The organism is Leclercia sp. AS011 (assembly GCF_037152535.1).
Classification (GTDB): domain Bacteria; phylum Pseudomonadota; class Gammaproteobacteria; order Enterobacterales; family Enterobacteriaceae; genus Enterobacter.
Map to the genome: position 1 here is coordinate 1,005,254 of NZ_JBBCMA010000001.1, position 23,582 is coordinate 1,028,835.

General features: G+C 59.8%; 23 protein-coding genes. 10 read left to right on the plus strand and 13 right to left on the minus strand.

The genetic code is table 11. The features are described from left to right. Positions 1 to 71 precede the first annotated feature (71 nt). The 5 genes from WFO70_RS04650 to WFO70_RS04670 all read right to left on the minus strand — a co-directional run bounded on the left by WFO70_RS04650 (position 72) and on the right by WFO70_RS04670 (position 6,444). The gene (locus WFO70_RS04650) at positions 72 to 731 is read right to left on the minus strand and encodes an O-methyltransferase (RefSeq protein ID WP_337014867.1); all 660 of its coding nucleotides are present in this window, start codon (positions 729 to 731) and stop codon (positions 72 to 74) included. A 96-nt stretch (positions 732 to 827) separates the two neighbouring features. Next, positions 828 to 2,207, minus strand: a complete 1,380-nt coding sequence (locus WFO70_RS04655) for an efflux transporter outer membrane subunit (RefSeq protein WP_337014868.1) — start codon at positions 2,205 to 2,207, stop codon at positions 828 to 830. Continuing rightward, the gene (locus tag WFO70_RS04660; RefSeq protein WP_337014869.1) at positions 2,204 to 3,283 is read right to left on the minus strand and encodes an HlyD family secretion protein; all 1,080 of its coding nucleotides are present in this window, start codon (positions 3,281 to 3,283) and stop codon (positions 2,204 to 2,206) included. The genes WFO70_RS04655 and WFO70_RS04660 overlap by 4 nt, the downstream gene beginning before the upstream one ends. 33 nt (positions 3,284 to 3,316) lie before the next feature. Further along, positions 3,317 to 4,969, minus strand: coding sequence for an MFS transporter (locus WFO70_RS04665; protein WP_442913349.1), 1,653 nt, complete (start codon positions 4,967 to 4,969; stop codon positions 3,317 to 3,319). Between the two features lie 152 nt (positions 4,970 to 5,121). After that, complete coding sequence (locus WFO70_RS04670) at positions 5,122 to 6,444, minus strand: MFS transporter (protein WP_337014870.1); 1,323 nt, start codon at positions 6,442 to 6,444, stop codon at positions 5,122 to 5,124. Positions 6,445 to 6,834: 390 nt separating this feature from the next. Between WFO70_RS04670 and WFO70_RS04675 the strand changes: the two genes are divergently transcribed. Both WFO70_RS04675 and aldA read left to right on the plus strand, forming a co-directional pair. Then, complete coding sequence (locus tag WFO70_RS04675) at positions 6,835 to 7,638, plus strand: YdcF family protein (RefSeq protein ID WP_337014871.1); 804 nt, start codon at positions 6,835 to 6,837, stop codon at positions 7,636 to 7,638. Positions 7,639 to 7,836: 198 nt separating this feature from the next. Continuing rightward, positions 7,837 to 9,276 (plus strand): aldehyde dehydrogenase, encoded by a 1,440-nt coding sequence (aldA, locus tag WFO70_RS04680; protein WP_337014872.1) that lies wholly within the window; start codon positions 7,837 to 7,839, stop codon positions 9,274 to 9,276. A gap of 603 nt (positions 9,277 to 9,879) precedes the next feature. On the opposite strand, the gene WFO70_RS04685 is transcribed toward aldA, so the two are convergent. Beyond that, on the minus strand, positions 9,880 to 10,806 hold the full coding sequence (locus WFO70_RS04685; RefSeq protein ID WP_337014873.1) for an alpha/beta hydrolase: 927 nt from the start codon (positions 10,804 to 10,806) through the stop codon (positions 9,880 to 9,882). Positions 10,807 to 10,909: 103 nt separating this feature from the next. Beyond that, the gene (gap, locus tag WFO70_RS04690) at positions 10,910 to 11,911 is read right to left on the minus strand and encodes a type I glyceraldehyde-3-phosphate dehydrogenase (protein WP_337014874.1); all 1,002 of its coding nucleotides are present in this window, start codon (positions 11,909 to 11,911) and stop codon (positions 10,910 to 10,912) included. A 183-nt stretch (positions 11,912 to 12,094) separates the two neighbouring features. Here gap and cybB point away from each other — a divergent pair, with 183 nt between their 5' ends. Both cybB and WFO70_RS04700 read left to right on the plus strand, forming a co-directional pair. Then, positions 12,095 to 12,622 (plus strand): cytochrome b561, encoded by a 528-nt coding sequence (gene cybB, locus WFO70_RS04695; protein WP_337014875.1) that lies wholly within the window; start codon positions 12,095 to 12,097, stop codon positions 12,620 to 12,622. 9 nt (positions 12,623 to 12,631) lie between these two features. Further along, positions 12,632 to 13,900, plus strand: coding sequence for an MFS transporter (locus WFO70_RS04700; RefSeq protein WP_337014876.1), 1,269 nt, complete (start codon positions 12,632 to 12,634; stop codon positions 13,898 to 13,900). Positions 13,901 to 13,966: 66 nt separating this feature from the next. On the opposite strand, the gene WFO70_RS04705 is transcribed toward WFO70_RS04700, so the two are convergent. The 3 genes from WFO70_RS04705 to WFO70_RS04715 all read right to left on the minus strand — a co-directional run bounded on the left by WFO70_RS04705 (position 13,967) and on the right by WFO70_RS04715 (position 16,108). Next, positions 13,967 to 14,185: a hypothetical protein gene (locus WFO70_RS04705; RefSeq protein WP_337014877.1), complete on the minus strand. Its 219-nt coding sequence runs from the start codon at positions 14,183 to 14,185 to the stop codon at positions 13,967 to 13,969. A 117-nt stretch (positions 14,186 to 14,302) separates the two neighbouring features. Next, positions 14,303 to 14,485 (minus strand): general stress protein, encoded by a 183-nt coding sequence (locus WFO70_RS04710; RefSeq protein ID WP_039028538.1) that lies wholly within the window; start codon positions 14,483 to 14,485, stop codon positions 14,303 to 14,305. Positions 14,486 to 14,773: 288 nt separating this feature from the next. After that, positions 14,774 to 16,108 carry an aminotransferase-like domain-containing protein gene (locus tag WFO70_RS04715; protein WP_337014878.1) on the minus strand — a complete coding sequence of 445 codons (1,335 nt, stop codon included), beginning with the start codon at positions 16,106 to 16,108 and terminating at the stop codon, positions 14,774 to 14,776. A gap of 90 nt (positions 16,109 to 16,198) precedes the next feature. Between WFO70_RS04715 and WFO70_RS04720 the strand changes: the two genes are divergently transcribed. The 3 genes from WFO70_RS04720 to WFO70_RS04730 all read left to right on the plus strand — a co-directional run bounded on the left by WFO70_RS04720 (position 16,199) and on the right by WFO70_RS04730 (position 18,658). Beyond that, positions 16,199 to 17,077, plus strand: a complete 879-nt coding sequence (locus WFO70_RS04720) for a DMT family transporter (protein WP_337014879.1) — start codon at positions 16,199 to 16,201, stop codon at positions 17,075 to 17,077. A gap of 466 nt (positions 17,078 to 17,543) precedes the next feature. After that, positions 17,544 to 18,005 carry a hypothetical protein gene (locus tag WFO70_RS04725; protein ID WP_337014880.1) on the plus strand — a complete coding sequence of 154 codons (462 nt, stop codon included), beginning with the start codon at positions 17,544 to 17,546 and terminating at the stop codon, positions 18,003 to 18,005. 233 nt (positions 18,006 to 18,238) lie between these two features. After that, the gene (locus tag WFO70_RS04730) at positions 18,239 to 18,658 is read left to right on the plus strand and encodes a translesion error-prone DNA polymerase V autoproteolytic subunit (RefSeq protein ID WP_337014881.1); all 420 of its coding nucleotides are present in this window, start codon (positions 18,239 to 18,241) and stop codon (positions 18,656 to 18,658) included. A gap of 101 nt (positions 18,659 to 18,759) precedes the next feature. Here the strand turns inward: WFO70_RS04730 and WFO70_RS04735 are convergent, their stop codons facing one another. Next, positions 18,760 to 19,689 (minus strand): LysR substrate-binding domain-containing protein, encoded by a 930-nt coding sequence (locus WFO70_RS04735; protein WP_337014882.1) that lies wholly within the window; start codon positions 19,687 to 19,689, stop codon positions 18,760 to 18,762. 159 nt (positions 19,690 to 19,848) lie between these two features. Between WFO70_RS04735 and WFO70_RS04740 the strand changes: the two genes are divergently transcribed. Next, positions 19,849 to 20,625 (plus strand): SDR family NAD(P)-dependent oxidoreductase, encoded by a 777-nt coding sequence (locus WFO70_RS04740; RefSeq protein WP_337014883.1) that lies wholly within the window; start codon positions 19,849 to 19,851, stop codon positions 20,623 to 20,625. Positions 20,626 to 20,665: 40 nt separating this feature from the next. On the opposite strand, the gene WFO70_RS04745 is transcribed toward WFO70_RS04740, so the two are convergent. Next, a complete protein-coding gene (locus tag WFO70_RS04745) occupies positions 20,666 to 21,559 on the minus strand; it encodes a dihydrodipicolinate synthase family protein (protein ID WP_337014884.1) in 894 nt (297 codons plus the stop codon). Between the two features lie 180 nt (positions 21,560 to 21,739). On the opposite strand from WFO70_RS04745, the gene WFO70_RS04750 reads away from it, so the two are divergent. After that, a complete protein-coding gene (locus WFO70_RS04750; RefSeq protein WP_337016601.1) occupies positions 21,740 to 22,177 on the plus strand; it encodes a GNAT family N-acetyltransferase in 438 nt (145 codons plus the stop codon). A 10-nt stretch (positions 22,178 to 22,187) separates the two neighbouring features. Here the strand turns inward: WFO70_RS04750 and bdcA are convergent, their stop codons facing one another. Beyond that, the gene (bdcA, locus tag WFO70_RS04755) at positions 22,188 to 22,901 is read right to left on the minus strand and encodes an SDR family oxidoreductase (protein ID WP_337014885.1); all 714 of its coding nucleotides are present in this window, start codon (positions 22,899 to 22,901) and stop codon (positions 22,188 to 22,190) included. Between the two features lie 37 nt (positions 22,902 to 22,938). Here bdcA and WFO70_RS04760 point away from each other — a divergent pair, with 37 nt between their 5' ends. After that, complete coding sequence (locus WFO70_RS04760; RefSeq protein WP_442913350.1) at positions 22,939 to 23,568, plus strand: TetR/AcrR family transcriptional regulator; 630 nt, start codon at positions 22,939 to 22,941, stop codon at positions 23,566 to 23,568. The last annotated feature ends 14 nt before the right edge of the window (positions 23,569 to 23,582 follow it).

The following is a 23,582-nucleotide window of genomic DNA, read 5'->3' on the forward strand; positions in this document are numbered from 1 at the left end:
GGCGGCGCATTCGCTTGCCCGGCCTATGGCGTCCTGTCGGTCCGGTAAGCGCAGCGCCACCGGGCGTTTCCTCAGCCGTTGACCATCGCCAGCGTAAATCCATCCCACCCCTTCACGCCCACCGTTTGCAGCGCCGTTGCGGTGAGGCGTGGGTTCTCGCCAATCATCTCGATAAACCGCCGCACCCCGTGTACCCGGGCATCGTCGCTCTGGCCGTTAACCACCTCCCCGTCACGCACCACGTTGTCGCCGATAATCAACGTCCCTGGCCGGGAGTAGTGCAGCGCCCACTCCAGATAGCCCGGATTATTCGGTTTGTCGGCATCGATAAAGATCAGATCGAAGGGCGGGATGTTATCTAAACGTTCAAGGGAGAGCAGGGCCGGGCCTTCAATCAGCTCAATGCGCTGATCCAGTCCCGCCAGATGGATGTTCTGACGCGCTACTTTCGCGTGAACCGGATCGGCCTCAAGGGTAATCAGCTCTCCGTCCGGCGGCAGGGCGCGCGCCATCCAGATGCTGCTGTAGGCTCCCAGGGTGCCAATCTCCAGAATGCGCCGGGCCTGGGTCATGCGCACAAACAGCGCCAGCAGCTGGCCCTGATTGGCGGCGACGTCGTGCGCCGGTAAACCCGCCCGCTGGTTATTCTCAAGCACCTGCTGGAGCACCTCATCCTGAGGAATAAGCTCGGAAATCATGTAATTATCGACGGCAGACCACTGTTGTTGCATAGATTGACCCCTTAGTGAGAGCGTTGCCCGGCGGCGCTACGCTTGCACGGGCCTACGAAACCTGTAGGCCGGGCAAGCGCATGCGCCGCCCGGCGTTTACGATGCCGACCAACCCCCACCCAGCGCCTTGTACAGATCGATCTGCGCCAGCAGCAGGTTGTTTTTCGCCTGCACCACGCTGGTCTGCACCGAGAACAGTGTGCGCTGGGCGTCCAGCACGTCAAGATAGGACGAATAGCCGTTGTTATAGCGGTTCTGAGCGATCCGCAACGTCTCCTGGGCGACCTCCTGCTGGGCCACCAGCTCGGTCAGCTGCTCGCCGTAGCGGGTGATGGCATCCAGGCTGTCATTTACCTCTTTGAAGGCGTTGCGCACGGTTTTTTCATAGCTGTAGAGCGCCTGATTACGCTGCGACTGGCCGATATCCACCTGGGCGTTCAGCGCCTGCCGGTTCAGCAGCGGGGCCAGAATACTGCCGCCGATGCTCCACAGCTCCAGCGGGTTGTCCAGCAGGCCGGGCAGGGTGCGATCCTGGATCGAGCCGGTGGCGGTCAGGTTGATCGACGGCAGCAGGCTGGCGCGCGCGGAGGCCAGCGAGGCATCGGCGGCGATCAGCTGGCGTTCCGCCTGCACAATGTCCGGACGGCGATTAAGCAGCGAGGAGGGCAGCTGCGACGGAATACGCAGCGGCGTCAGGCTGTCGAAATCCGCGCTGCGGGCGATGGCTCCCGGGGTGCCCCCCAGCAGCAGAGTGAGCGCATTCTCCTGACGGGCAATCTGATTCTGCACCTGCGGGATCTGCGCCCGGGTCGAGCGCAGCTCGGAGTCGGACTGCATCAGCTCCAGGCGCGAGCTGTACCCGGTCTGATACTGCCGCTGCGCCAGGTTAAAGGCCTCCTCCCGCGCGTTGAGGGTCGACTGCGTCACCCGGAGCTGCTCGTCCAGCGCCAGCAGGGTGACGTACCCCGAGGCCACCGACGAAGCCACGGTCAGATCCGCAGCGGCCGCGGCGGCTTTTTGCGCCTCGAGGGTCGCCTGGGCGGCATCGGTGGTACGGCGGTTTACGCCCCAGATATCCACGTCATAGCTGGCGGTCAGGCTGCCTTTGTACAGCGCCCCGTAGGTGGGCAACCCGGTAGCCGCCGACTGGGAGCGGGCGCGTCCGGCACTCAGATCGGCATCGAGGCTGGGAAACAGGTTGCCCTCGCTGGCATAGACCCGCGCCTGATACTCGTTGATGCGCTCCCGGGCGATCAGCACGTCGCTGTTGTTGCGCAGGGCCTGATCCACGTAAGCGTTGAGCTGGTTGTCGTGAAAATTACGCCACCACAGCTGTTCTGCCGGGCTGGCGGGGCCGGTGCTGGCCCGCCACTGGGCGGGGATCTGCAGGGTCGGTTTGGCTGGCGTGACATCCACCGACTGGCAGGCGCTCAGGGCGGCGGCAATCAGCAGGGCGGTAAGCGGGCGGCGGATCATTCTGCCTCCCGGGTATCAATCGTCACCTGCACCGACATCCCCGGGCGCAGTAGCGCTGCGTCCTCTGCCTTACCCAGCACCTCAATGCGCACCGGAATACGCTGGGCAATCTTGACGAAGTTGCCCGTGGCGTTATCCGGGGTAATGGCACTGAACTCCACCCCGGTGGCCGGGGAAATGCTCTGCACCCGGCCTTCATAGGCTTTATCGTTCAGGGCATCGACGGTGAATTTCACCGGCTGGCCGACGCGCAGGTTCGCCAGCTGGGTCTCCTTGATATTGGCAATCACCCAGTGCTGCGGCGGCACCAGGGTGGTGAGGTGAGTCCCGGCGGTGACGTAAGCCCCCAGACGGACGGCAATCTGTCCGAGCTGGCCGTCGCGCGGAGCCACGATGCGGGTGTTTTGCAGGTCGATCTGCGCCAGCTCCAGCGCCGCCTTCGCGTTTTTCACATCGGCCTCCAGCGCGGCGCGGTTGACGATGGCGGTCTGCAGATCCTGGCGCGACATCTCCAGCGTGGCTTTCGCCTGCTCAATATTGGCGCTGCCCTGGGCGGCGCCCGCCAGGGCGGCATCCCGCTCGCGGATCGACAGGGAGCCGTCGGCGGTTAAATCTTTCACCCGCTTCAGGTCGGCCTGGGTTTTCAGGCTCTGGGCGCGGGCGTTTTTCAGCGCCGCATCGTTACGCTGGATCACCGCTTCGGCGCTTTTACGCTGTTGCAGGTTGTTGTTCAGGGCGGCGATTTTCATCGCCAGCTGGGCCTCGGCCTGGTGCACCCGCTGGCGGTAGATACGGTCGTCGATCTGCAGCAGCAGGTCGCCTTTCTTTACCTGTTCAAAATCCTGCACCTTCACCTCGGTGATGTAGCCGTTCACCTGGGGGCTGATAAAAGTGGTCTGGCCGCGCACGTAGGCGTTATCGGTAAACTGCACGTGGCGGGTAAAGGGCGGTAGCTGCCAGGCGTAAAGGATCACCAGCACCCCAACGATGCCGATCGCGGCGGCGGCGAATATTGACACCACGCGCAGATTATTACGGGTATGGGCCTGCTCTTTGGCGGCATCCTGCTGACTCATAACTTCTCCAGAAACATCATTAATTATTATCCGTTACTGATTGCCGGTGGCCTTTCTCAGCGCCAGACGGGCAGTAATGCGCAGGCGCAACAGGCGCCATAAGATCCAGACCAGCGTGGCGGTGGCAATCCCCGCGGTCAGAAGATAAGTATCATTGTAAGCGAGAATATTTGCCTCCAGCGTGCTGACGGTCTGCAACTGGAGCGCCGACTGGGTGCTCAGCAGGGCGCTGTCGCCAATCTGGCTCTGGTACATCTGGCTGTAGAGCTGCAACCGCTCATTGACCAGCGGGTTGAGGCTGGTGAGCTGCTCGGCCAGCAGGCTGGAGTGGTACTTCTCGCGCCAGGTCTGAAAGGTGCCAAGAATGGCGGAACCCAGCAGGCCGCCGATGTTCTGGCTCATGCCGAACAGTACCGAAAAGCTGACCAGGTTGCGCGGGTCGGCAATGACCCCGCCAATCCCGGCCAGCATCGCCGGGGCGAGGAAGAAGGCGCTGCCGAACCCGAGCAGGAACTGGCTCAGCATCAGCTGATCCGGGCGAGTGAGGCTGGTGGACTGGCTGTCCAGCAGCGAGGCGATAATCATCAGCACCAGCGAGGTGACAATCGGCCAGGCAAGTTTAGTCGGTTTGATGGTCAGGCAGCTGGCAACGATACCGCAGAGGATCCCGGCAAAAATCGCCCACGCCAGATGGGTCATCTGCTCATTTTGCAGGCCGACATACTGTAGCCAGCCGATCACCCCGGTGTTCTGCTCCGCCAGCACGATGCGGATCAGCAGCATAATCAGCCCCAGGCGCAGGATACTGCCGCTGGAGAGCCAGCGGGTATTCAGCAGCGGGTTGCTGCGGTTGTGCTCAAAGACTACCGCCGAGACAATCAGCACCAGCGAACCCGCCAGCGCCCAGCCGATCCACGGCGCTTCAAACCACCAGTCGAGCCGCCCGAGCGACAGCACCGCGCACAGCAGCGCCATCCCCGGTGCCAGCAGGATGAAGGTGATGAAATCTTTCTTCTCGAACACCTTACGCCGATCGCCGGGGGGCAGCTTGAGGGCGATCACGCAGCCCAGCGAGATCAGGGCCAGGCCCAGCTCAAAGAGGTAGAGCCCGCGCCACTCGTCGAGCTGCAACAGCTCGGTGGAGAACAGCCGCGCAATGGGGATCGCCAGCGACGAGCCGGTGATGCCGATGGTCAGGGCTTTCAGGCGATGTTTCGCCGGCCAGGCCTGGATCTGATAGTAGATCCCCAGCGAACTGAGGGCCGCAGCGACCATGCCGTGGGCGGCGCGTACCATCAGGGCCGAGCTGAGATCGTTGACGAACAGGTGAAAGAAGGTCACCAGCACATACAGCACCAGGAAGCCTTCGGTGAAGGCGCGCAGGCCAAACTGCTGGCGAAACTTCACCAGCAGCAGGTTGATCGACACGTTGGTCATCACGTACACCGCCGGTAGCCAGGCGATCTCGGTGGACCAGGCGGAAAAGGTGCCCTGCAAATTTTGCAGGTTGGCGGCGACCATCGCATTGCCCAGCGCCCCGGTCAGACAGACCAGCAAACCCACCACCCCGTAGGCGATGCGTTTCGGGGTGCTGTGCACCGGCGTGGACGGGGAGCCTAACAGCATCGGCTTTTCGTGAGGCTGCCACTCGCGAGGAGCATAGGGGTCGCGTTGAGGCAGGCGCATAGCTGTCATTACCTATTGAATTAATGAATAGTTAGAGGGCTAACGATTCTACTTCTGCCGCAAAGTATCTTTCAAGTGAATATGATAATAGCCGGTTAAGCAAATGTGAGCGGTAAGCAGGAGAGCGGCCAGCGATGCTGGCCGCCTGGGGATCAGCGTTCGCTGGTCTGGGCGTTGATGACCGGGGCGCGTTTCACCCGGCTGGCGCAGAAGATGGCAATCAGGGAGATGGTCACCGTGACCGCCAGATACCAGGCCACCGGCACCCAGTCGCCGTGATATTTCGCCAGCAGGCCGGTGGCAATCAGCGGCGCGGTGCCGCCCGCCAGCGCCGCGCCCAGCTGATAGCCGAGGGTGATGCCGGTGTAGCGCACGTTGGCAGTGAAAATTTCTGAACAAAGCGTGCCGAGCACCGCGGTCACCGGCGCCCAGAGCACGCCGAAGGCGATTACGGTCGCCAGCACGATGCCCCAGGTGGTGCCGGTGTTGAGCAGCATAAACCAGGGCACGATAAACAGGCCGAGGACAAAGACGCTGACGGCATACATCCGCTGGCGACCAACCTTATCCGACAGCAGCCCCATCAGCGGGATCATGATGGTCGCCACCAGCGCCCCAAGGGTGACCGCCTCAAGCGCCTGGGATTTTTGATAGCTGAGCGTGGTGGTGGCGTAGCTGACCACAAAGGTGGAGAAGATATAGAACGGCGCGGTCTCAACCACCTTCAGCCCGGCGGCGATCAGCACTTCGCGCCAGTGGTATTTCAGGGTGTCGCGCAGCGGGGCTTTCGCCACCTTGCCGGAGGATTTGACCTTTTTAAACTCCGGCGTTTCGTCGATATCCTTGCGGATCCACAGGCCCAGCAGCACCAGCACCGAACTCAGCAGGAAGGGAATACGCCAGCCCCAGGAGAGGAAATCCTCCTCGCTGAACAGGGTCATCAGCGAGACGATAAAGGTCGCCATCAGCATGCCGATCGTTACCCCCGCCTGCGGAATACTGCCGAAGAACCCTTTGCGCTTCTCCGGCGCGTACTCATAGGCCAGCAGCAGGGCACCGCCCCATTCGCCGCCGATCCCCATCCCCTGAATAATGCGCATCAGGATCAGCAGGGCCGGAGCCCAGAGGCCAATCTGCTCATAGGTGGGTAACAACCCAATCATCACGGTTGCACCTCCCATCAGCGACAGGGTTAACACCAGCGTTTTTTTGCGCCCGATACGGTCCCCGATGTGGGCGAAAATCACCCCTCCGATGGGGCGGATAAAGAAGGTTAATGAGAACGACAAATAGGACAAAATCAGGCCGATGACCGGGTCGACCATCGGGAAGAAGATCTTGTTAAAGACCAGCGCGGCGGCCGTGCCGTAAAGAAAATAGTCAAACCATTCAATGGCGCTGCCGGTGAGGCTGGCGACCAGCACCTTCTTATTTTTGCGTAAAACTGCGGTACTGCTTTCGTGTTGTTGTGTCATACCCGTGATCCCGCCCAGTGGATGATGAAGCGGGTGACACCCGGCGCGCTTCGGGTGCAACCCAGAAACGAAAAAGGTTGTCGAATTGTTAAGCAACTTAGGGAGGGCTGTTACTTTTGGCAAGCAGGGAGCGGCAAAAACTGGTCAGATCACGCTGAAATAAGCAGCAATCGCTGCTTTTTCTGTGGATTTTTCTGGCGCTTAATTTTTTTAATGGCTTAAATTGCAGCACATAATGCAGGTGCAACCGCCTGATTTTTGGACGTTTCTGGTTATTTCAGTTTAATGGCTATTCTTATAAGGTAACTGCCGATTTGGCTTTCAGAGGGATCCTCTGTTAACCGACGGTCCCCGCGTTACCCTGAACATCACTGCTGGAAGGAGGTAACGATGAGTCTCACAATCTTCCCGTCTCTGCCCGATAAAACCCTGGCCGCGGTTAATACCCTTGGAGCCTGGCTCGCTGAAGATAATCTGCCCTACAATCCGCCCGCGCTGCAGGCGGATCTGGTGGTGCTGGCCGGTAATGCGGTGATCCCGGCCATCGAAGCGGCCTGTCGTCTGGCGTCGACGCTCGCCATTCCCTTGCTGATTAGCGGCGGCATCGGCCATTCGACCACCTTTTTATACGCCGCCATAGCGCGACACCCGCGCTACAACCGGGTGCGTACCACCGGCAAAGCCGAAGCCACCATCCTGGCGGAGATCGCCCGGGAGTTCTGGCACATTCCGCCCGAGCGCCTGCTGGTGGAGGATCAGTCCACCAACTGCGGGGAAAATGCCCGCTTCAGCGCTGCGACCCTCCACCATCATCAGCTGCGGGTGAAACGCGGGATTGTGGTCCAGGACCCGACCATGCAGCGCCGCACCATGGCGACCTTTGCCCGGGTCTGGCGCGATAAGCCGGATGCCCCGGCATGGACCAGCCATCCGGGCATCGTCCCGCTGCTGCAAAACAGCGAGGACGGGCTGGTGTTTCGCGGCGGCGGCGAGGGGCTGTGGCCGGTGGAACGCTACCTGTCGCTGGTGCTGGGTGAGCTCCCGCGCCTGCGCGATGACATCAACGGCTATGGCCCGCAGGGCCGCGATTTTATCGTTCATGTGGATATTCCTGCCGAGGTTGAGGCCGCCTGGCAGATCCTGCGTAACGACGCCATCCTCACCGAGGCCCTGACCAGCCGCTCTCTGCTGTAGTCTCTTGCCCGTTTGCGATGACTTTCCCGCAAACGGGCACTCTTTGTTGTGGAAATGTAATTATTTCCGCCTGCTGACCCGTTTCTTTTATGAGATGTCTCACAAAAACAGCGCGATAGGCTGGGATTGCGGATCGGGAACTGTAGTTTTTAACAATAATTTTACTTGTTAAAAACAGTGCAATTACAGGAGCAGGTCATGACAGTACCCGTACAACATCCTATGTATATCGATGGACAGTTTGTAGCCTGGCAGGGTGATGCCTGGATTGATGTGATCAATCCGGCCACCGAAGAGGTCATTTCCCGTATTCCCGACGGCAGCGCCGACGATGCCCGCAAGGCCATCGACGCCGCCGAGCGTGCCCAGGCCGACTGGGAGGCGCTGCCCGCTATCCAGCGTGCGGGCTGGCTGCGCAAAATTTCCGCCGGTATTCGTGAACGCGCCAGCGAAATCGCCGCCCTGATCGTGGCCGAAGGCGGCAAGATCCAGCAGCTCGCGGAGGTGGAAGTGGCGTTCACCGCCGACTATCTCGACTACATGGCCGAGTGGGCGCGTCGCTATGAAGGCGAAATTATCCAGAGCGATCGTCCGGGCGAAAACATCCTGCTGTTCAAACGCGCGCTCGGCGTGACCACCGGCATTCTGCCGTGGAACTTCCCGTTCTTCCTGGTTGCCCGCAAGCTGGGCCCTGCGCTGCTGACCGGCAACACCATCGTCATTAAGCCGAGCGAGTTCACCCCGAATAACGCCATCGCCTTTGCCAAAATTGTCGACGAGATTGGCCTGCCGAAAGGGGTCTTTAACCTGGTGCTGGGCCGCGGCGAAACCGTGGGTCAGGAGCTGGCGGGTAACCCGAAAGTGGCCCTGGTCAGCATGACCGGCAGCGTGGGGGCAGGCGAGAAGATCATGGCCGCGGCGGCGAAGAACATCACCAAAGTGTGCCTGGAGCTGGGCGGTAAAGCCCCGGCTATCGTGATGGACGATGCGGATCTGGAGCTGGCGGTAAAAGCCATTGTCGACTCCCGGGTGATCAACACCGGGCAGGTCTGTAACTGCGCCGAGCGCGTCTATGTGCAGAAGGGGATCTACGACCGCTTTGTGAACCGTCTGGGCGAGGCGATGAAGGCGGTGCAGTTTGGCAACCCGGCCGAGCGCAACGACATCGCCATGGGGCCGCTGATCAATGCGGCGGCGCTGGAGCGCGTGGAGCAGAAAGTGGCGCTGGCGGTGCAGCAGGGGGCAAAAGTGGTGCTGGGCGGTAAGGCGGCCGAGGGGAAAGGCTATTACTATCCGCCGACGCTGCTGCTCGACGTGCGTCAGGATATGACCATCATGCACGAAGAGACCTTCGGCCCGGTGCTGCCGGTGGTGGTGTTTGATACCCTGGAAGAGGCGCTGAAGATGGCCAATGACAGCGACTATGGCCTGACGTCATCCATCTACACCCGGGATCTGAACGTGGCGATGAAAGCCATCAAAGGGCTGAAGTTCGGCGAAACCTACATCAACCGCGAGAACTTTGAAGCGATGCAGGGCTTCCACGCGGGCTGGCGGAAATCCGGGATCGGCGGGGCGGATGGTAAGCACGGCTTGCATGAGTACCTGCAGACCCAGGTGGTCTATTTGCAGTCCTGAGCCTGAAGATGCCGGGTGGCGGCTACGCCTTACCCGGCCTACCACACCCACACCGAACACGTAGGTCGGGTAAGCGCAGCGCCACCCGGCGATGCGGTGCGGCCTGATGCCCTTACCCACAGGGCTGTGGTATCCCCGGTAATCGCTTGCTCTTAACGCAATGAAATAATTACAGGATTATAAAAGACTTACCGCGGCTCCCTGGTCCGGCTGAAAATCGCTGAGGCGTTGACCGCAGGCCGGGGCGAGGCGCACGGATGCGCCGAGAGGGCGTGACCTACATGGATGTAGGATCACGCCCGACCCGAAAGCCGAAGGGAATAAGCCGAAGGCACCGCGAAGCGGCGATTTTCTTTGCCGGGAGCCGGGATTGTTAAGGGGCGGCGGCAAGCCCCTTAACACGTTCACGGGTGACGCGGTTGACAGAGAAGCACAAAACATAAAGTGAACGGAACCACCTCCACAGCCGCATGTTCCCCCTCACCCCAGCCCTCTTCCTGAATGGAGAGGGGGCCGATCGTGCCAATATTTTTTGTGGGGGTCCCTCAACCCACAGGGAGAGGGTGCAAACACTAAAAATGGCAACCCGGGTTGCCGTTTTGCTTATACCTTTGTCTCAATCCAGTTCATCATCAATTCCGGCCAGAGGGCGACCGGCAACCCCTGGGCATCGCGGATGCCAAATCCGTGCTTTCCACGCTCGAAGATATGCATCTCAACCGGCACCCCCAGGCGGCGCAGGGCGCTGAACATCGCCAGGCTGTTCTCGACTTTTACGGCCGGATCGTCGGCGGCATGCAGCAGGAAGGTCGGCGGCGCGTCGCGGGTCGCGCGCTCCTCCAGCGAGTAGTGGCGGATCTGCGCTTCAGTCGGGCTATCGCCGATCAGTTCATGGCGCGAACCCGAATGATGATGCGCATCGCCCATGGTGATCACCGGGTAGACCAGCGCCATAAAGGCCGGACGGGCAGGGAACTCGTCGGCGGCGTCCTCCGGGGCATACACTGCTTCATCGTGCCGGGTGCCGAGGCTCGCCGCCACGTGCCCACCAGCGGAGAATCCCAGCACGCCAATGCGGGCCGGATCCAGCTTCCACTCCGCTGCACCGGCGCGGATCACGCGCATCGCCCGCTGAACGTCGGCCAGCGGCGCGTCGGCTCCCTCTTCATGACCGTCTCCCGGCATGCGGTAGGTCATCACAAACAGGGTATAGCCGCGGGCATTAAAGAAGGAGGCCAGCGCGCTGCCCTCTTTATCCAGCACCACACGACGGTAGGAACCCCCAGGTGCCACCAGAATACCCACGCCGTTCGGGCGGGCAGGGGCGTAAACGGCGATCTCCGGCGCGCGGATGCCGGTGACGGCGCGATCGTAGTCTGAGGTGCCCGTGTGACGGGGTTCTGGGGTAAAAACGGCGTCGCTGGTGCGTGCGCCAGGGGCTTCAGGATCGGGCCAGATGGCAAAGGTGGTCGAGCGGCCAACGGCGTGCGCCATCTGTTGTTCTAGTGTTTCGCGGCTCAGTGCTTCCATGATAACGCTCCCTCTCTGGAAAGCGTTTGTTATAACAGGGTTAACAACATGAAAACCTGTGCCGATTCACAGGTTGCGGACAGCAGGGCTGTCCGCGGTGAGATTACAGGGCAGCGAACTTATCCAGGGTGCGCACCAGCTGGGTAACGAACCCGTACTCGTTATCGTACCAGGCCACGGTTTTCACCAGCTGGACGTCGCCCGCGTCGGTCACTTCCGTCTGGGTGGCATCGAAGATCGAACCAAAGTGCGAGCCGATCACATCTGACGAGACAATCTCTTCGTCGGTATAGCCAAAGGACTCATTGCCCTCGGTGGCCTTTTTCAGCGCCTGGTGGATCTCATCCACGCTCACTTTCTTCTCCAGAATCGACACCAGCTCGGTCACGGATCCAGTTTTGACCGGCACGCGCTGGGCGTGACCCTTCAGCTTGCCGCTCAGTTCCGGGATCACCAGCCCGATGGCCTTCGCCGCGCCGGTAGTGTGTGGGATGATATTTTCCGCTGCGGCACGGGAGGCGCGCAGATCTTTGCCGCGCGGACCATCCACCAGCGCCTGGGTGCCGGTGTAGGCGTGGATCGTGGTCATGGTGCCCGCCCGGATGCCAAACGAATCGTGCAGCACCTTCGCCAGCGGTGCCAGGCAGTTGGTGGTGCAGGAGGCGACGGAGATAATGGTGTCGCTGGCGTCGATGGTGTCGTCATTGACGTTAAAGACGATGGTTTTCATCTCGCCCGCTGGCGCGGAGATAAGCACTTTTTTTGCCCCGGCATCCAGATGCGCCTGCGACTTCTCCTGGGAGGTATAGAACCCGGTGCACTCCACCACCAGATCCACTCCGGCCGCTTTCCACGGAATGTGTTTTGCCTCTTTTTCGGCATACACCGAAATGGATTTGCCGTCGACAATCAGGGCGTCTTCCGTAAAGTCCACGCTCCAGGGGAAAGGGCCGTAGTTGGAGTCATGTTTTAGCAGGTAGGCCAGCACTTTCGGTGAGGTTAAATCGTTGATTGCCACAACGCTGTTACTGTCCTGCGTTTCCAGTAACCGACGAAGAACCAGTCGGCCAATACGACCAAATCCGTTAATGCCAATCTTACTCATGGTGTTCTCCTGGATGATGTACGGGACGTTGAACTCATCCAGGCTTAGACCATGAAGCCGAGCGAGGCAATTGAAGAAGCCTCATCTGCGCGGAAGTTTTTGAAAAGGCGGGGACAAAAGTTAATGAATTTTTAAGGAAAGCTGGTTATTTTAAATTTTTTTTAGCCTTTATCAGGAAAGACTATGCGCAATAAATACACCGGCCTGCAAATTGCTATTCACTGGCTGGTTTTTCTGCTGGTGATCGTGGCCTACTGTGCCATGGAGTTTCGCGGCTTTTTCCCCCGCACTGACCGCCCGCTGATCAACATGATCCACGTCTCCTGCGGTATTTCGATTCTGGTATTGATGGTCGCGCGTCTGCTGGTGCGCCTTAAGTATCCCGCGCCGCCGATCGTCCCTAAGCCAAAACCGATGTATATCGGCTTATCTCATTTAGGCCACCTTGCCATCTACCTGCTGTTTATTGCTCTGCCGCTGATTGGTCTGGTGATGATGTACAACCGGGGCAACCCCTGGTTTGCCTTTGGCCTGGGGATGCCCCACGCCGCCGAGGGCAATTTCGATCTGGTGGACACCCTGAAAGCCTGGCACGTCACCCTGGCGAACCTGGGGTACTTCATTATCGGCATTCACGCCTTTGCCGCGCTGCTTCATCACTACTACTGGAAAGACAACACCCTCCTGCGCATGATGCCGAAAAAGCGTTAAGGGCAGCCCGTGTCCCGCAAACTGCGTAAAGTGCTGCTCGCCACCGGGATCGGCCATTTTGTCGAATGGTTCGATTTCGGGCTTTACGGTACCCTGGCGACCATCATCGGCATGCAGTTCTTTCAGACCGACGACCCGGCAACGGCGCTGCTCTCCTCGTTCGCGGTGTTTGGCGCCGGATTCGTGGTACGCCCGCTCGGCGGGTTGTGGTTTGGCTCCCTCGGCGACCGGATTGGACGGCGTAAGGTGCTGGTCACCGTGATCCTGCTGACCTCCGGCACCACCTTTACCATCGGGTTACTGCCCACCTATGCCCAGGCCGGGCTGCTCGCCACGGTTCTGCTGGTGCTGGTGCGGATGCTCCAGGGATTTGCCGCCGGGGGTGAAAGCGCAGGGGCCACCACCTTTCTGGCGGAATATGCGCCCGCCGACCGTCGGGGCTACTTCACCTGCTGGACCGACAGCTTCGGCTTTATGGCCTTTGTCGCCGGATCGGGTCTGGTGCTGCTGCTCACCGCTCTCCTGGGGGAGGCGGCGATGAACGACTGGGGCTGGCGCATTCCGTTCCTGCTGGCCGGGCCGCTGGGCTGGATTGGCATCTGGCTGCGCAACAATCTTGAAGACTCCCCTGAATTTCAGGCGCTGCTGAACAGCCGACAAACGGAGCCTGCGCCGCTGCACAGGGCCCTGACCACCGGCAGGCGGGCGCTGGGCTTCTGCATCGGCTTTGTCGCGATCAAGGCGGTGGTGCACTGGATGCTGCAAACCTTTATTCCGGCTTATCTGGTGGCGACGCTGCACTACCCGGCGCTGGATGCCTACACCATCACCACCCTCGGGCTGTTGGCCGTCACGGTGCTGGTGCCTTTTATGGGCTATCTGTCGGACAGGGTAGGCCGTAAGCCGCTGATGCTGATGGGATGCCTGGGGTTGATCCTCTTCGCCTGGCCGGCGATGAAGATGATGGCCAGCGGGGAGGTGCTTTTTGCCGGGGTGGGACTGCTGCTGGTGGGGCTGTGCATTGCCGCCTTTGACGGTGCCAGCAACGCGGCGATGGCTGAGCTGTTTCCCACCCGGATCCGCTATGGCAGCATGGCGATTGCCTATAACCTGGCGGTGGCGCTTTTTGGCGGAGTGACGCCGTGGCTGCTGGCCTGGCTGCTGACCGCCACCGGCGATCCGCTCTCGCCGGCGCTGTATGTGATGGCGGCGGCGCTGATTACCCTCCTGACGGTGCTGCGTGCCAGAGAGACCGCCGGACTGCCGCTGCAGAGATAAAAAAGCCCGGCGGGGAAGGCCGGGCAAATAACAAAGCACAACACGTTTGCATCACTTAACAGTTGCTTACTTCAGGTCGCGGTTCGCCATAGCGTTGACCAGATATGACTGACGCTGGCTGAGCCTCACCTCACTGCTGGCGTCATTTTCTCTTCTCAGCTGGAGGGCAGGGCCACTGTCCGGCGAACGGGTACGCTCTGCGTCTCCCGGAATAATCCAGCCGACATCATCACTGGTGCGATGATTATTACGTGCGTTGCGAACTCTTCTTCTCAAATGCAGCATATAACCTCCGCATAATTCATCGAACTGCCTGTTAATGGCGGGGATATTAATACCCCGGTCGCCGTCTCACTATATTGTCTGACAAAAAAGCATCAGCAAGAGAATATATTTTGAAGCTTATGCCGCTGGTTTGCGACCGCCGCCCCGGCTATTTTGCCCGCCTTTTTTTCCGGCTTCGGATGCGCGCTGCGGGTCATTTTTAAAATTCCCGCCGCTGCTCTGCCCACCTTTGCGGCCCGCCTGGGATGCACGTTCCCGGTCTTCAGCGAAATTGCCGGAACCGCCTCGATGTTTAGTCATAACATGTCTCCAGTGTTTCGTTGAGAATATCTATTAAGAGAAAATAACCTCTTCAAATGTGTGCACAAATAAATGTAGACAGAACGGCAGAAACTGCAATAAGCCTTTCGGCGCGTTTTTGTGCTCCGTCTGAATATATTTTAGGCATTTTTTAGGGAGGGGGAGGATATATCCACGCTAATAAATAAGTTAGCAAAAGTTACATGTGGCACGAATAATTTCAGGCGCAATATTTACCGTGATCAAGCGCCAGAAAAATAGACTTTTCTGGCGAAATTAAGACGAGTCTTAACGGCTCTGCTCCAGTTCTATTGCCGCTCTCACCTGCACTAACGCCTGGCGTAAATCCTCCATCGTCACCGACCCAAGGGCAATGCGGATCGCCTGCGGCACCGTGCCGGAGGTGGAGAAGGGCTCCGCGGTGGAAACGGAGACGTTGTTATCCATCAGCTCCCTGACTACCCGGTCGGCTCTGGCTTCGTCCGCCAGCGGCAGCCAGGCAAAGTAGGAGTTGGGATGGGTGATGCAGGGCAGATCCCCCAACACCGTTTTCAGGACGGCCTGTCGCTGTCGGGCATCGTCTCTTTTCAGGGTTTCAAAGCGGGCCACGGTGCCGTCCTGGATCCAGTGGCACACCATGGCGGTCATGACCGAAGGGGTATTCCAGGTGGTGGCCCGGATGGCTCTCTCGAGGGCCGGGCGCAGGTCAGGCGGGCAAATCACCGCCCCGACCCGCAGACCGGTCGCCACATTTTTGGAAAAGCCGGTGACGTACACCGTGCGTTCCGGCGCGAAGCTGGCGACGGGCGGAGGTGGACGGCGGATCAGCCAGCCGTAGGCGGTGTCTTCGATAATCAGGAGATCGTGCTGACGGGCAATCTGCGCCAGGGTTCTACGCTGCTCGCGATTGAGAACCCAGCCCAGCGGGTTGTGCAGCGTCGGCATGGTGTAAATCGCCCGCACGTGACGCCGCTGGCAGAGCTGGCGTAACGCCGCCAGATCCGGGCCCGTTTCTGTGCAGGGAATGGCGAGCAGCTCCAGATGATAGAGCGCCGCCAGGGCCTTAAAGCCCGGGTAGGTGAGGGCGTCCACCGCCACCACGTCGCCGGGCCGGAGCAGCCCCATGACCGCGACGGTCAGGCCATGCTGGGCACCGTTCACGATCAGCACGTTCTCCGCCAGGGGGTGAAACTGCGGTCCTGCGAGGTGCGCGGCGACGATCTCCCGCTCGGTCAGCCTGCCGGCATGGGGCTGATAGCGCAGATGCGATTCGATATCGCCCCCGGCGGCGACCTGTCTGAGCGCCTCCCGCAGCAGCTCCCCCTGGCCCGGCAGGGCGGGATAGTTGAAGTTCAGATCCAGCACATCGGTGGCGACCGCCTGCTGGTCGATCCCCTGGCCGGACGGTAACAGGATCTCCCTGACGAAGGTTCCGCGCCCGGTTTCGCCGCTGACCAGCCCCATCTTCTCCAGCTCGGCATAGACCCGCGTCGCGGTGGCGAGGGAGATATGCTCCCGGACGGCGAGCGTGCGGTGCGTGGGCAGGCGGGTACCTGCCGGGATCCGGGCCGAGCGAATCTGTTCAGCGTAGCGATCGACGATCCCTTTATAGCGGGCTTTCATCAAATGTATCCATGACAATAATTTTATTGTATCAGATTGGCGAGACTACCATCCGCTCAACAGAGGCTCAAGAGCGGGAAGGTAACGGGAATGGATGTTGCGGTAGAGAAAAACGTGTTTTCAGGCTGGCTCAACGGCCTGCTGGGGGTGGTGATTTTCAGCGGCTCGTTGCCCGCCACCCGGGTCGCGGTGCAGGATTTTGATCCCTTTTTCCTGACCTTTGCCCGGGCCTCCCTTGCCGGAGTGCTGGCCCTGCTGCTGATCCTCGGGCTACGGGAAAAACGCCCGCCCGCCGCGCATGTTGTGCCGCTGCTGGTAGTCTCGCTGGGCGTGGTGGTCGGTTTTCCACTGCTGACCGCCCTGGCTTTACAGCATGTCACCGCCGCCCACTCGATTGTGTTTCTTGGTCTGCTGCCGCTGATGACCGCCATTTTCGCGGTGCTGCGCGGCAAGGAGCGTCCGGCCCGGGCCTTCTGGATCTTCTCGGTGCTGGGCAGCCTGCTGGTGGTGGGGTTTGCCCTCTCGCAAGGCGCGGCGCTCTCCCTGACGGGCGATCTGCTGATGCTGGCGGCGGTGATAGTCTGCGGCCTGGGCTATGCCGAAGGGGCCGCGCTCACCCGCGAGTCGGGCGGCTGGCAGGTGATCAGTTGGGCGCTGATCCTGGCGCTGCCGTTTATGGTGCTGGCCTCCCTGCTGACGATGCCGGCATCGTTTGGCGGCATCGGGTTTTCGGCCTGGGCCGCGCTGGGTTATGTGTCGCTGTTCAGCATGCTGATCGGGTTTATCTTCTGGTACAAAGGGCTGGCCCAGGGCGGGATCGCCGCAGTGGGGCAACTGCAGCTGTTACAGCCGTTTCTGGGGTTGGGGCTGTCGGCGACGCTGCTGCATGAGAGGGTGAGTCCGCTGATGATGGTCATTACGTTGGGGGTGATTTTGTGTGTGGTTGGCTCGCGGAGATATGGCCGGTGAAGGTAGAGGATTTGCACGAACTGTTCCCTCTCCCTTGAGGGAGAGGGTGAGGGGGAGGGGGAACATGCGCCTCGCCCCGGCCTGCGGTCAACGCCTCAGCGATTTTCAGCCGGACCAGGGAGTCGCTGTAAGTTGCTTATCTTTATGATATTTCTCTATTGCGGTAAATTTTTTGCGAGGCGGCTTCCGGGAATGACTTTGCTGGCTTGTCGCCTCGTTCTCACCGCAGTATCTTCCTGTTGCGCCTGCAAAATCAGGCGTCGGGATTGGAACCCTGGCTGACTTTATCGATGACATAAGAGACCTTATGTCGTACGCTTTGCTGCACTTCAATGGTGGGCTGGCGGGGGCATCGTAAGATGCGCCGGTATCCGATAAAGCCGGTAGTTCCAACCTCGCTCAGTCCACCGCCATGAGATTGGAACCTCTAACGGTGGGTTTAAAAAATTTATCGGAGGCTGCCACTATGGCTACAACCCCAACTCTTGATCACGCTTTATTTACCACACCGTTCTCCCATAACACCGACTTCACCGAGCTGGCGAACCACTGCGAACGCTTTGCCCATACCCTGCTGGAAAGTGACGATCCCGCTGAAAAGCTGGCGCTCTGCGCCCGACTTTCTGCCTGTCTCGCGTTATTGCAGCCAACGCTCAACGAGCCTATCCCACTGCACCTGGTGGAGCGCTTCACCCTTAACGATCTGCCCTCGCGCCTGCCTGCATTCGAACCGGAAAGCGACCAGCTTGGCCTGTATTGTCAGATCCTCACGCAACTGTTGATCGGCAACGCACTGCCGCCGGAGATGGCGCGCGTGATGGAGGGGCTGCTGTATGAGCTGGTTAACTTCTACGCCGACACGCTCAACGCGCCACGCTGGCTGCAAACGCCGGACGGGCGCGTGGCGATTGATGCGTTGATTAACTGAGGAACACGTAGGCCGGGCAAACGCAGTGCCGCCCGGCGTTTTTCCCCTCTCCCGCAAGAGAGAGGAAGCCGTCCATGCAACGTCCTGAAATATTTACAAAAACAATATTCTCAAACACATTAATCACTTATAAGCGAAGCGGTTACGCAATAAACAGCCGCCGCTGCCTCGTGACTTGCCTGCGCTCCTCGCTACGACTACTGTATATAAAAACAGTATTCGAGGAACGAATCATGGTGTTTTACCAACTTGCAGCGCTGCGCGAGGTGATCGCGCTACCCCTTTTCAGCGATGTCGTGCAGTGCGGCTTCCCCAGTCCGGCGCAGGACTATGTGGAACAGCGTATCGACCTGAACAAATTGCTGATCCAGCACCCCAGCTCAACCTATTTCGTCAAAGCGGCCGGGGATTCAATGATTGATGCCGGGATTGGCGATGGCGATCTGCTGATTGTCGACAGCGCCAGAACGGCGCAGCACGGGGATATTGTGATTGCGGCGGTGGAGGGAGAGTTCACGGTAAAGCGCCTTCAGCTCAGACCCCGGGTGCAGCTTAACCCGATGAACAGCGCTTATTCGCCGATACTCGTGGGCAGCGAAGATTCGCTCGATATCTTTGGCGTGGTGACCTACATCGTTAAGTCGGCGGATTAGCCTGTATGCGCCGGTTAATGCATAACATGCAGCGCAAACATGCCGTGAACAGGGTAACCTGTCGCCCACAAAATAATGAAGAGGCAAAAACATGACTACTTTCAGGCCGTCGGAGGCTGCGCGCTACTGGTCAGCACGTCCTGCACCAGCCAGTCATGAAAAATCTTTACTTCGCTGCGGATCACCGACTGCTGGGGTGTAACGACGTAGTAGGACCATTTCAGCGGCCAGCGGTGGTCAGGATGCAGCTGAACGAGTTGTCCGGTCTCAATCAGCTGGCTGACCAGAGCCCGACGAACAATGGCGACGCCACGACCGCTGAGGGCCGCGAGGATCACCGCGGAGGTGGAATTAATATGCAACCGGCTTTCCCGGACGTCGGGGGCATTCACCGCCTTGAGCACCGCCTCCCAGGAGGGAAAATCTGCGCCGGGGTGGGGCGTGTCGTCATGGATTAATTTTTGCGTAGCGAGCCACTCACCGCAGGCGACTTTCCCGGGCGGCACCAGACGCGGGCTGCAGACCAGCACGGCTTCTTCATCCATCAGCCAGGTTTTGTTCACACCGGGCCAGTCCCCCTGACCACAGCGGATGCCGATATCGGCTTCGCCGTGGGCGACATCCATCAGCTTTTCGGTCACGTTAAGCCGCAGATCGATAGTTTCATGGCTTTCCGCAAAGCGGTTGAGGCGATCCATCAGCCAGTTCATCACCAGCACTTGTGACGCGGTCACCACCACCACCGACCGCGCCCGGCGGCCTCGCAGCTTAGTTAACCCCGCTTCCAGATTGTCCAGCCCCTGGGTAATGTCCTGTAGCGCCTCCCGGGCGTCATCCACCAGGGTAAGCCGCTCTTTGCCCGTGCGGGTGCGGTTTAGCAGCGGGTGCCCGACCCAGGCTTCCAGCGAGCGGACAAGCTGTCCTACGGCGGCAGGCGTCACGCCCAGCTCCTGCGCAGCACCGGTAAAGCTGCCGTGCCGCGCGGTGGCCTCAAAGGCGTGCAGCCATTTCAGACGGTTAAGCGATCGCATTTTTAAATCCCCTTAGCGTAAAAGCCCGCTCATTATACGCCAGCAAGATAGATTTTCTTTCCCGACCCGTCATTTCTTCTGAGTCGTCAACCTGGACGCGCACTGGCATTCTGCTGCCACAGGATCCTTATTCATAACATCATTTCAACGAGGTTAACGATGAACGCGTCTTTTGCGGGTAAAAAGCTGTTAGTGGTGGGTGGGACAAGCGGTATGGGGTTTGCGACCGCGAAACAGGTGCTGAAAAACGGCGGCAGCGTGGTGCTGGTGGGCAACCGTCAGGACAAGGCCGAACAGGCTCGTCAGGCGCTGGCGGCTGAGGGTCAGGTGTCACTGATCGTGGCCGATCTGATGACCGAAGCGGGCATGAAACACGTCACTGAGGTGATTAACGCTGAACATAAAGACATCAGCCTGCTGGTGAACGCAGCCGGAGTCTTCTTCCCGAAACCCTTCACCGAACATGAAATGGCTGACTACGATCTCTATATGAACCTGAACCGCGCGACCTTCTTTATTACCCGCGATGTGGTGCGCAATATGGTTGAGGCCGGGATCAAAGGCGCCATCGTTAACATCGGTTCCATGTGGGCGCAGCAGGCCATCGGGGCGACGCCATCGTCCGCCTATTCCATGGCGAAAGCGGGGCTGCACGCGATGACCAAAAACCTGGCCATCGAGCTTGGCGGGAAAGGTATCCGCGTGAATGCCGTCTCTCCGGCGGTGGTGCATACCCCGATCTACGAAGGCTTTATTGCAAAAGACGACGTAAAAGCGGTGATGAACAGCTTCGACAGTTTCCATCCGATCGGCCGCGTCGGTACGCCGGAAGATATCGCGGAAACCGTGGTCTTCCTGCTCTCGGACAAGGCGGGCTGGGTCACCGGGGCTATCTGGGATATCGACGGCGGGGTGATGGCGGGGCGTCACGCCTGATCTGACACAAGGACCGGCTAACAGCCGGTCCCGGAGGGGGTTATTTCAGGTCCAGCTCGGCTATTACCTGGGCAATCTCCGCGATATCGTCCGCTGGCAGCGGCAGCAGCGGGCGGGGCAGACAGTCGATATCGGTCAGCCCCAGCACGCCTGCCGCGGCGGCCATCACCCGGATGCTTCTGCCATGCTTACGGAAAAGCGCCCATAAAGGTTCCAGACGATCGCTCAGGGCGGTGACGCGGACAGGATCGTTACTCGCCGCGGCCTGGGTGATCTGTTTCGCCGTTTCCGGGAACAGTCCTCCGCAGACGGAATACCACACCTCACAGCCAGCATTTAATCCCAGCCCGGCAAAGGGATCTCCGCTGATCCCAATCGTTACGCCGGGGCGAAGATGGTGGCGTAACGTCGCGACGCGATCGACAGCAGCGGCTGGCGTATCCGGAACGCCCGGGATTTTGACCGAACGCACGCCATCCAGCGACCTCTGCCGTCCATGCAGTTCATCGGTAAAGGTAAAATGGGTAGTGCCCGGATTGTCATAGACGCAGACCGGAACCGAAGCATGTCGGGTAACGGTTTCAAAGAGGCCAAAAACCTCGTCATCCGTGAGCGTCTGATAGCTGACCGCCGGAAGGAGCAGGGCATCCGCGCCTGCCGCCTGCGCATCCTCCGCCAGATGCAAAACAGCATCGGTGCTGACCGCGCCCACGCAGACCATCATCGGAATATCCCCGGCATGCTGCTTTGCCAGGGTGGCAACACGCTGGCGCTGCTCCCGGGTCAGGTAAGCGTAGCTTCCGGTTGAACCCAGAATGCCCAGCGAATCCACCCGGGCTGCCGTCAGGCGGGCCAGAAGTTTACTGAATCCCTCTTCATCAATGCCGCCGGCAGTGAAGGGGGTTAACGGGAAAGCACACAAGCCGGTAAACATGCTGTTTCTCCTGAATGATCCCGAGCCGTCAGGGCTCCGGTGACCGATTTATTTCAGCATATCGACCGCTGGCAAACAAAGTCAATCTCATGAATACAGGCGATTTGTTGGCGCGCGAACTTGCGTTGATGAGTGATGTTCGGATAGTTTCATTCCACTTAGCTGAATGAGTTGATGACGATGACCTTAATAAGGGCAGCAGCGTTAAACGATATTCCCTCTCTGCACACGCTTTTTATGCAGTTGGGCTACCAGACAGATCCTGAGAACCTGAAACGACACATTAACGATGCAAATACCAGTTTCACTATGTTAGTGGCGGAAGCCGAGCAGCAGGTGTGCGGCGTGATTGTGGTGAACTTTATCACCCCGGTGCATGAGAATGGCCTGTGGGCATTGATCTCCGCCCTGGTGATCAACGAGTCGGCAAGAGGAACAGGGATAGGTCAGAAACTCCTTATCGCCGCTGAGCAGCACGCCCTTGATAAAGGCTGCACGCAGATCGAGCTTTCAAGCAGTGAGAAAAGGGTCCGGGCGCACAATTTTTATGAAAATAACGGCTATAAGGAGGTCAGGAAGCGCTTTGTTAAGCGCCTCGCCGATCCTCCTGCTGTGTGATCCCGGACGGTTATGCTCCAAACGCGCCGTCAATCGTGTGCATGGCCCCGGTCACAAAGGAGGCCTCCGGGCCTGCCAGCCAGGCGACCATGCCCGCCACCTCTTCCGCACGCCCGTGCCGTTTGATGGCCATAAAGCTGTGCATCAGCTCCTTCATCGGGCCACTCTCCGGATTGGCATCGGTGTCGATGGGGCCGGGCTGGACGACGTTGATCGTAATGCCGCGCGGGCCAAAGTCACGCGCCAGACCGCGCGCCAGCCCCTGTAGCGCGGATTTGCTGAGCGCATACGCGGCCATCCCCGGAATGGGCATACGATCGCCATTCACTGAACCGATCACAATAATGCGGCCACCGTCCGGCATCTGGCGGGCAGCCTCGACCGCAGCATGGTAGGGCGCGTGGATGTTGATGCGGAACAGACGATCGATGGCATCGCTGTCCTGCTCCAGGGCATCACCGAAGAGCGCGATACCCGCGTTAACCACCAGAACATCCAGCGGCCCGCTGTCCCGCACCAGTTTTATCACCGCATCCCGGTCGGCGCTGTCGGTCTGGATCGCCACACTTCCGGTTTCAGCGGCCAGCTGCGCGGCGGCGTCTGGCGATCCGGCGTAGCTGAAGACCACCGACGCGCCATCGGCAGCAAAGCGCCGGACAATAGCCGCGCCAATCCCACGACTGCCGCCTAAAACCAGTACCGATCTCTTTTGTAATGCAGCCATAACCTGTTCCTCATGATATTGTAGTGAGGATTACAATATGCGTCGGCAACGCGTGCCGTCAAGGAGTAATGTAGTGGTCACTACAAAAAATAGCCGGGCCCCGGGTCGGCCTCGTCGCTTCGATCCCGAGCAGGCCGTTGAAACCGCACAATATCTCTTTCATTCACGAGGGTATGACGCGGTGAGTATTGCGGATCTGACTAAAGCGTTCGGCATCAATCCGCCCAGCTTCTATGCGGCATTTGGCAGTAAATTCGGCTTATATACCCGGGTTCTGGCGCGTTATAGCCACACCGGGGCGATCCCTTTTGCGGCGCTGTTACGCCAGGATCGCCCGGTGGCTGATTGTTTGATGGACGTTCTGAACGAGGCGGCCAGACGCTATGTCGCCGATCCGACGGCTGCCGGGTGTCTGGTGCTGGAAGGCACCCACTGCAACGATCCCGAGGCGCGCGAGGCGGCGTGCGACTTGCATACGGCGGCTGAAAATAGCATTCGGGCCTATATTGCCGAACAGTACCCGCAGGACGCTGTTCGGCTGACGGACTTTATGAGTACGCTGATGTCCGGCCTCTCTGCGAAAGCGCGGGCCGGAGATAGCCTGGCGCGTCTGCAGGAAACCGTGCGGCTGGCAGGTCTGGCGCTACAGCAGCTCCTGCCGCGCTGAGGCCAGACCCTGTT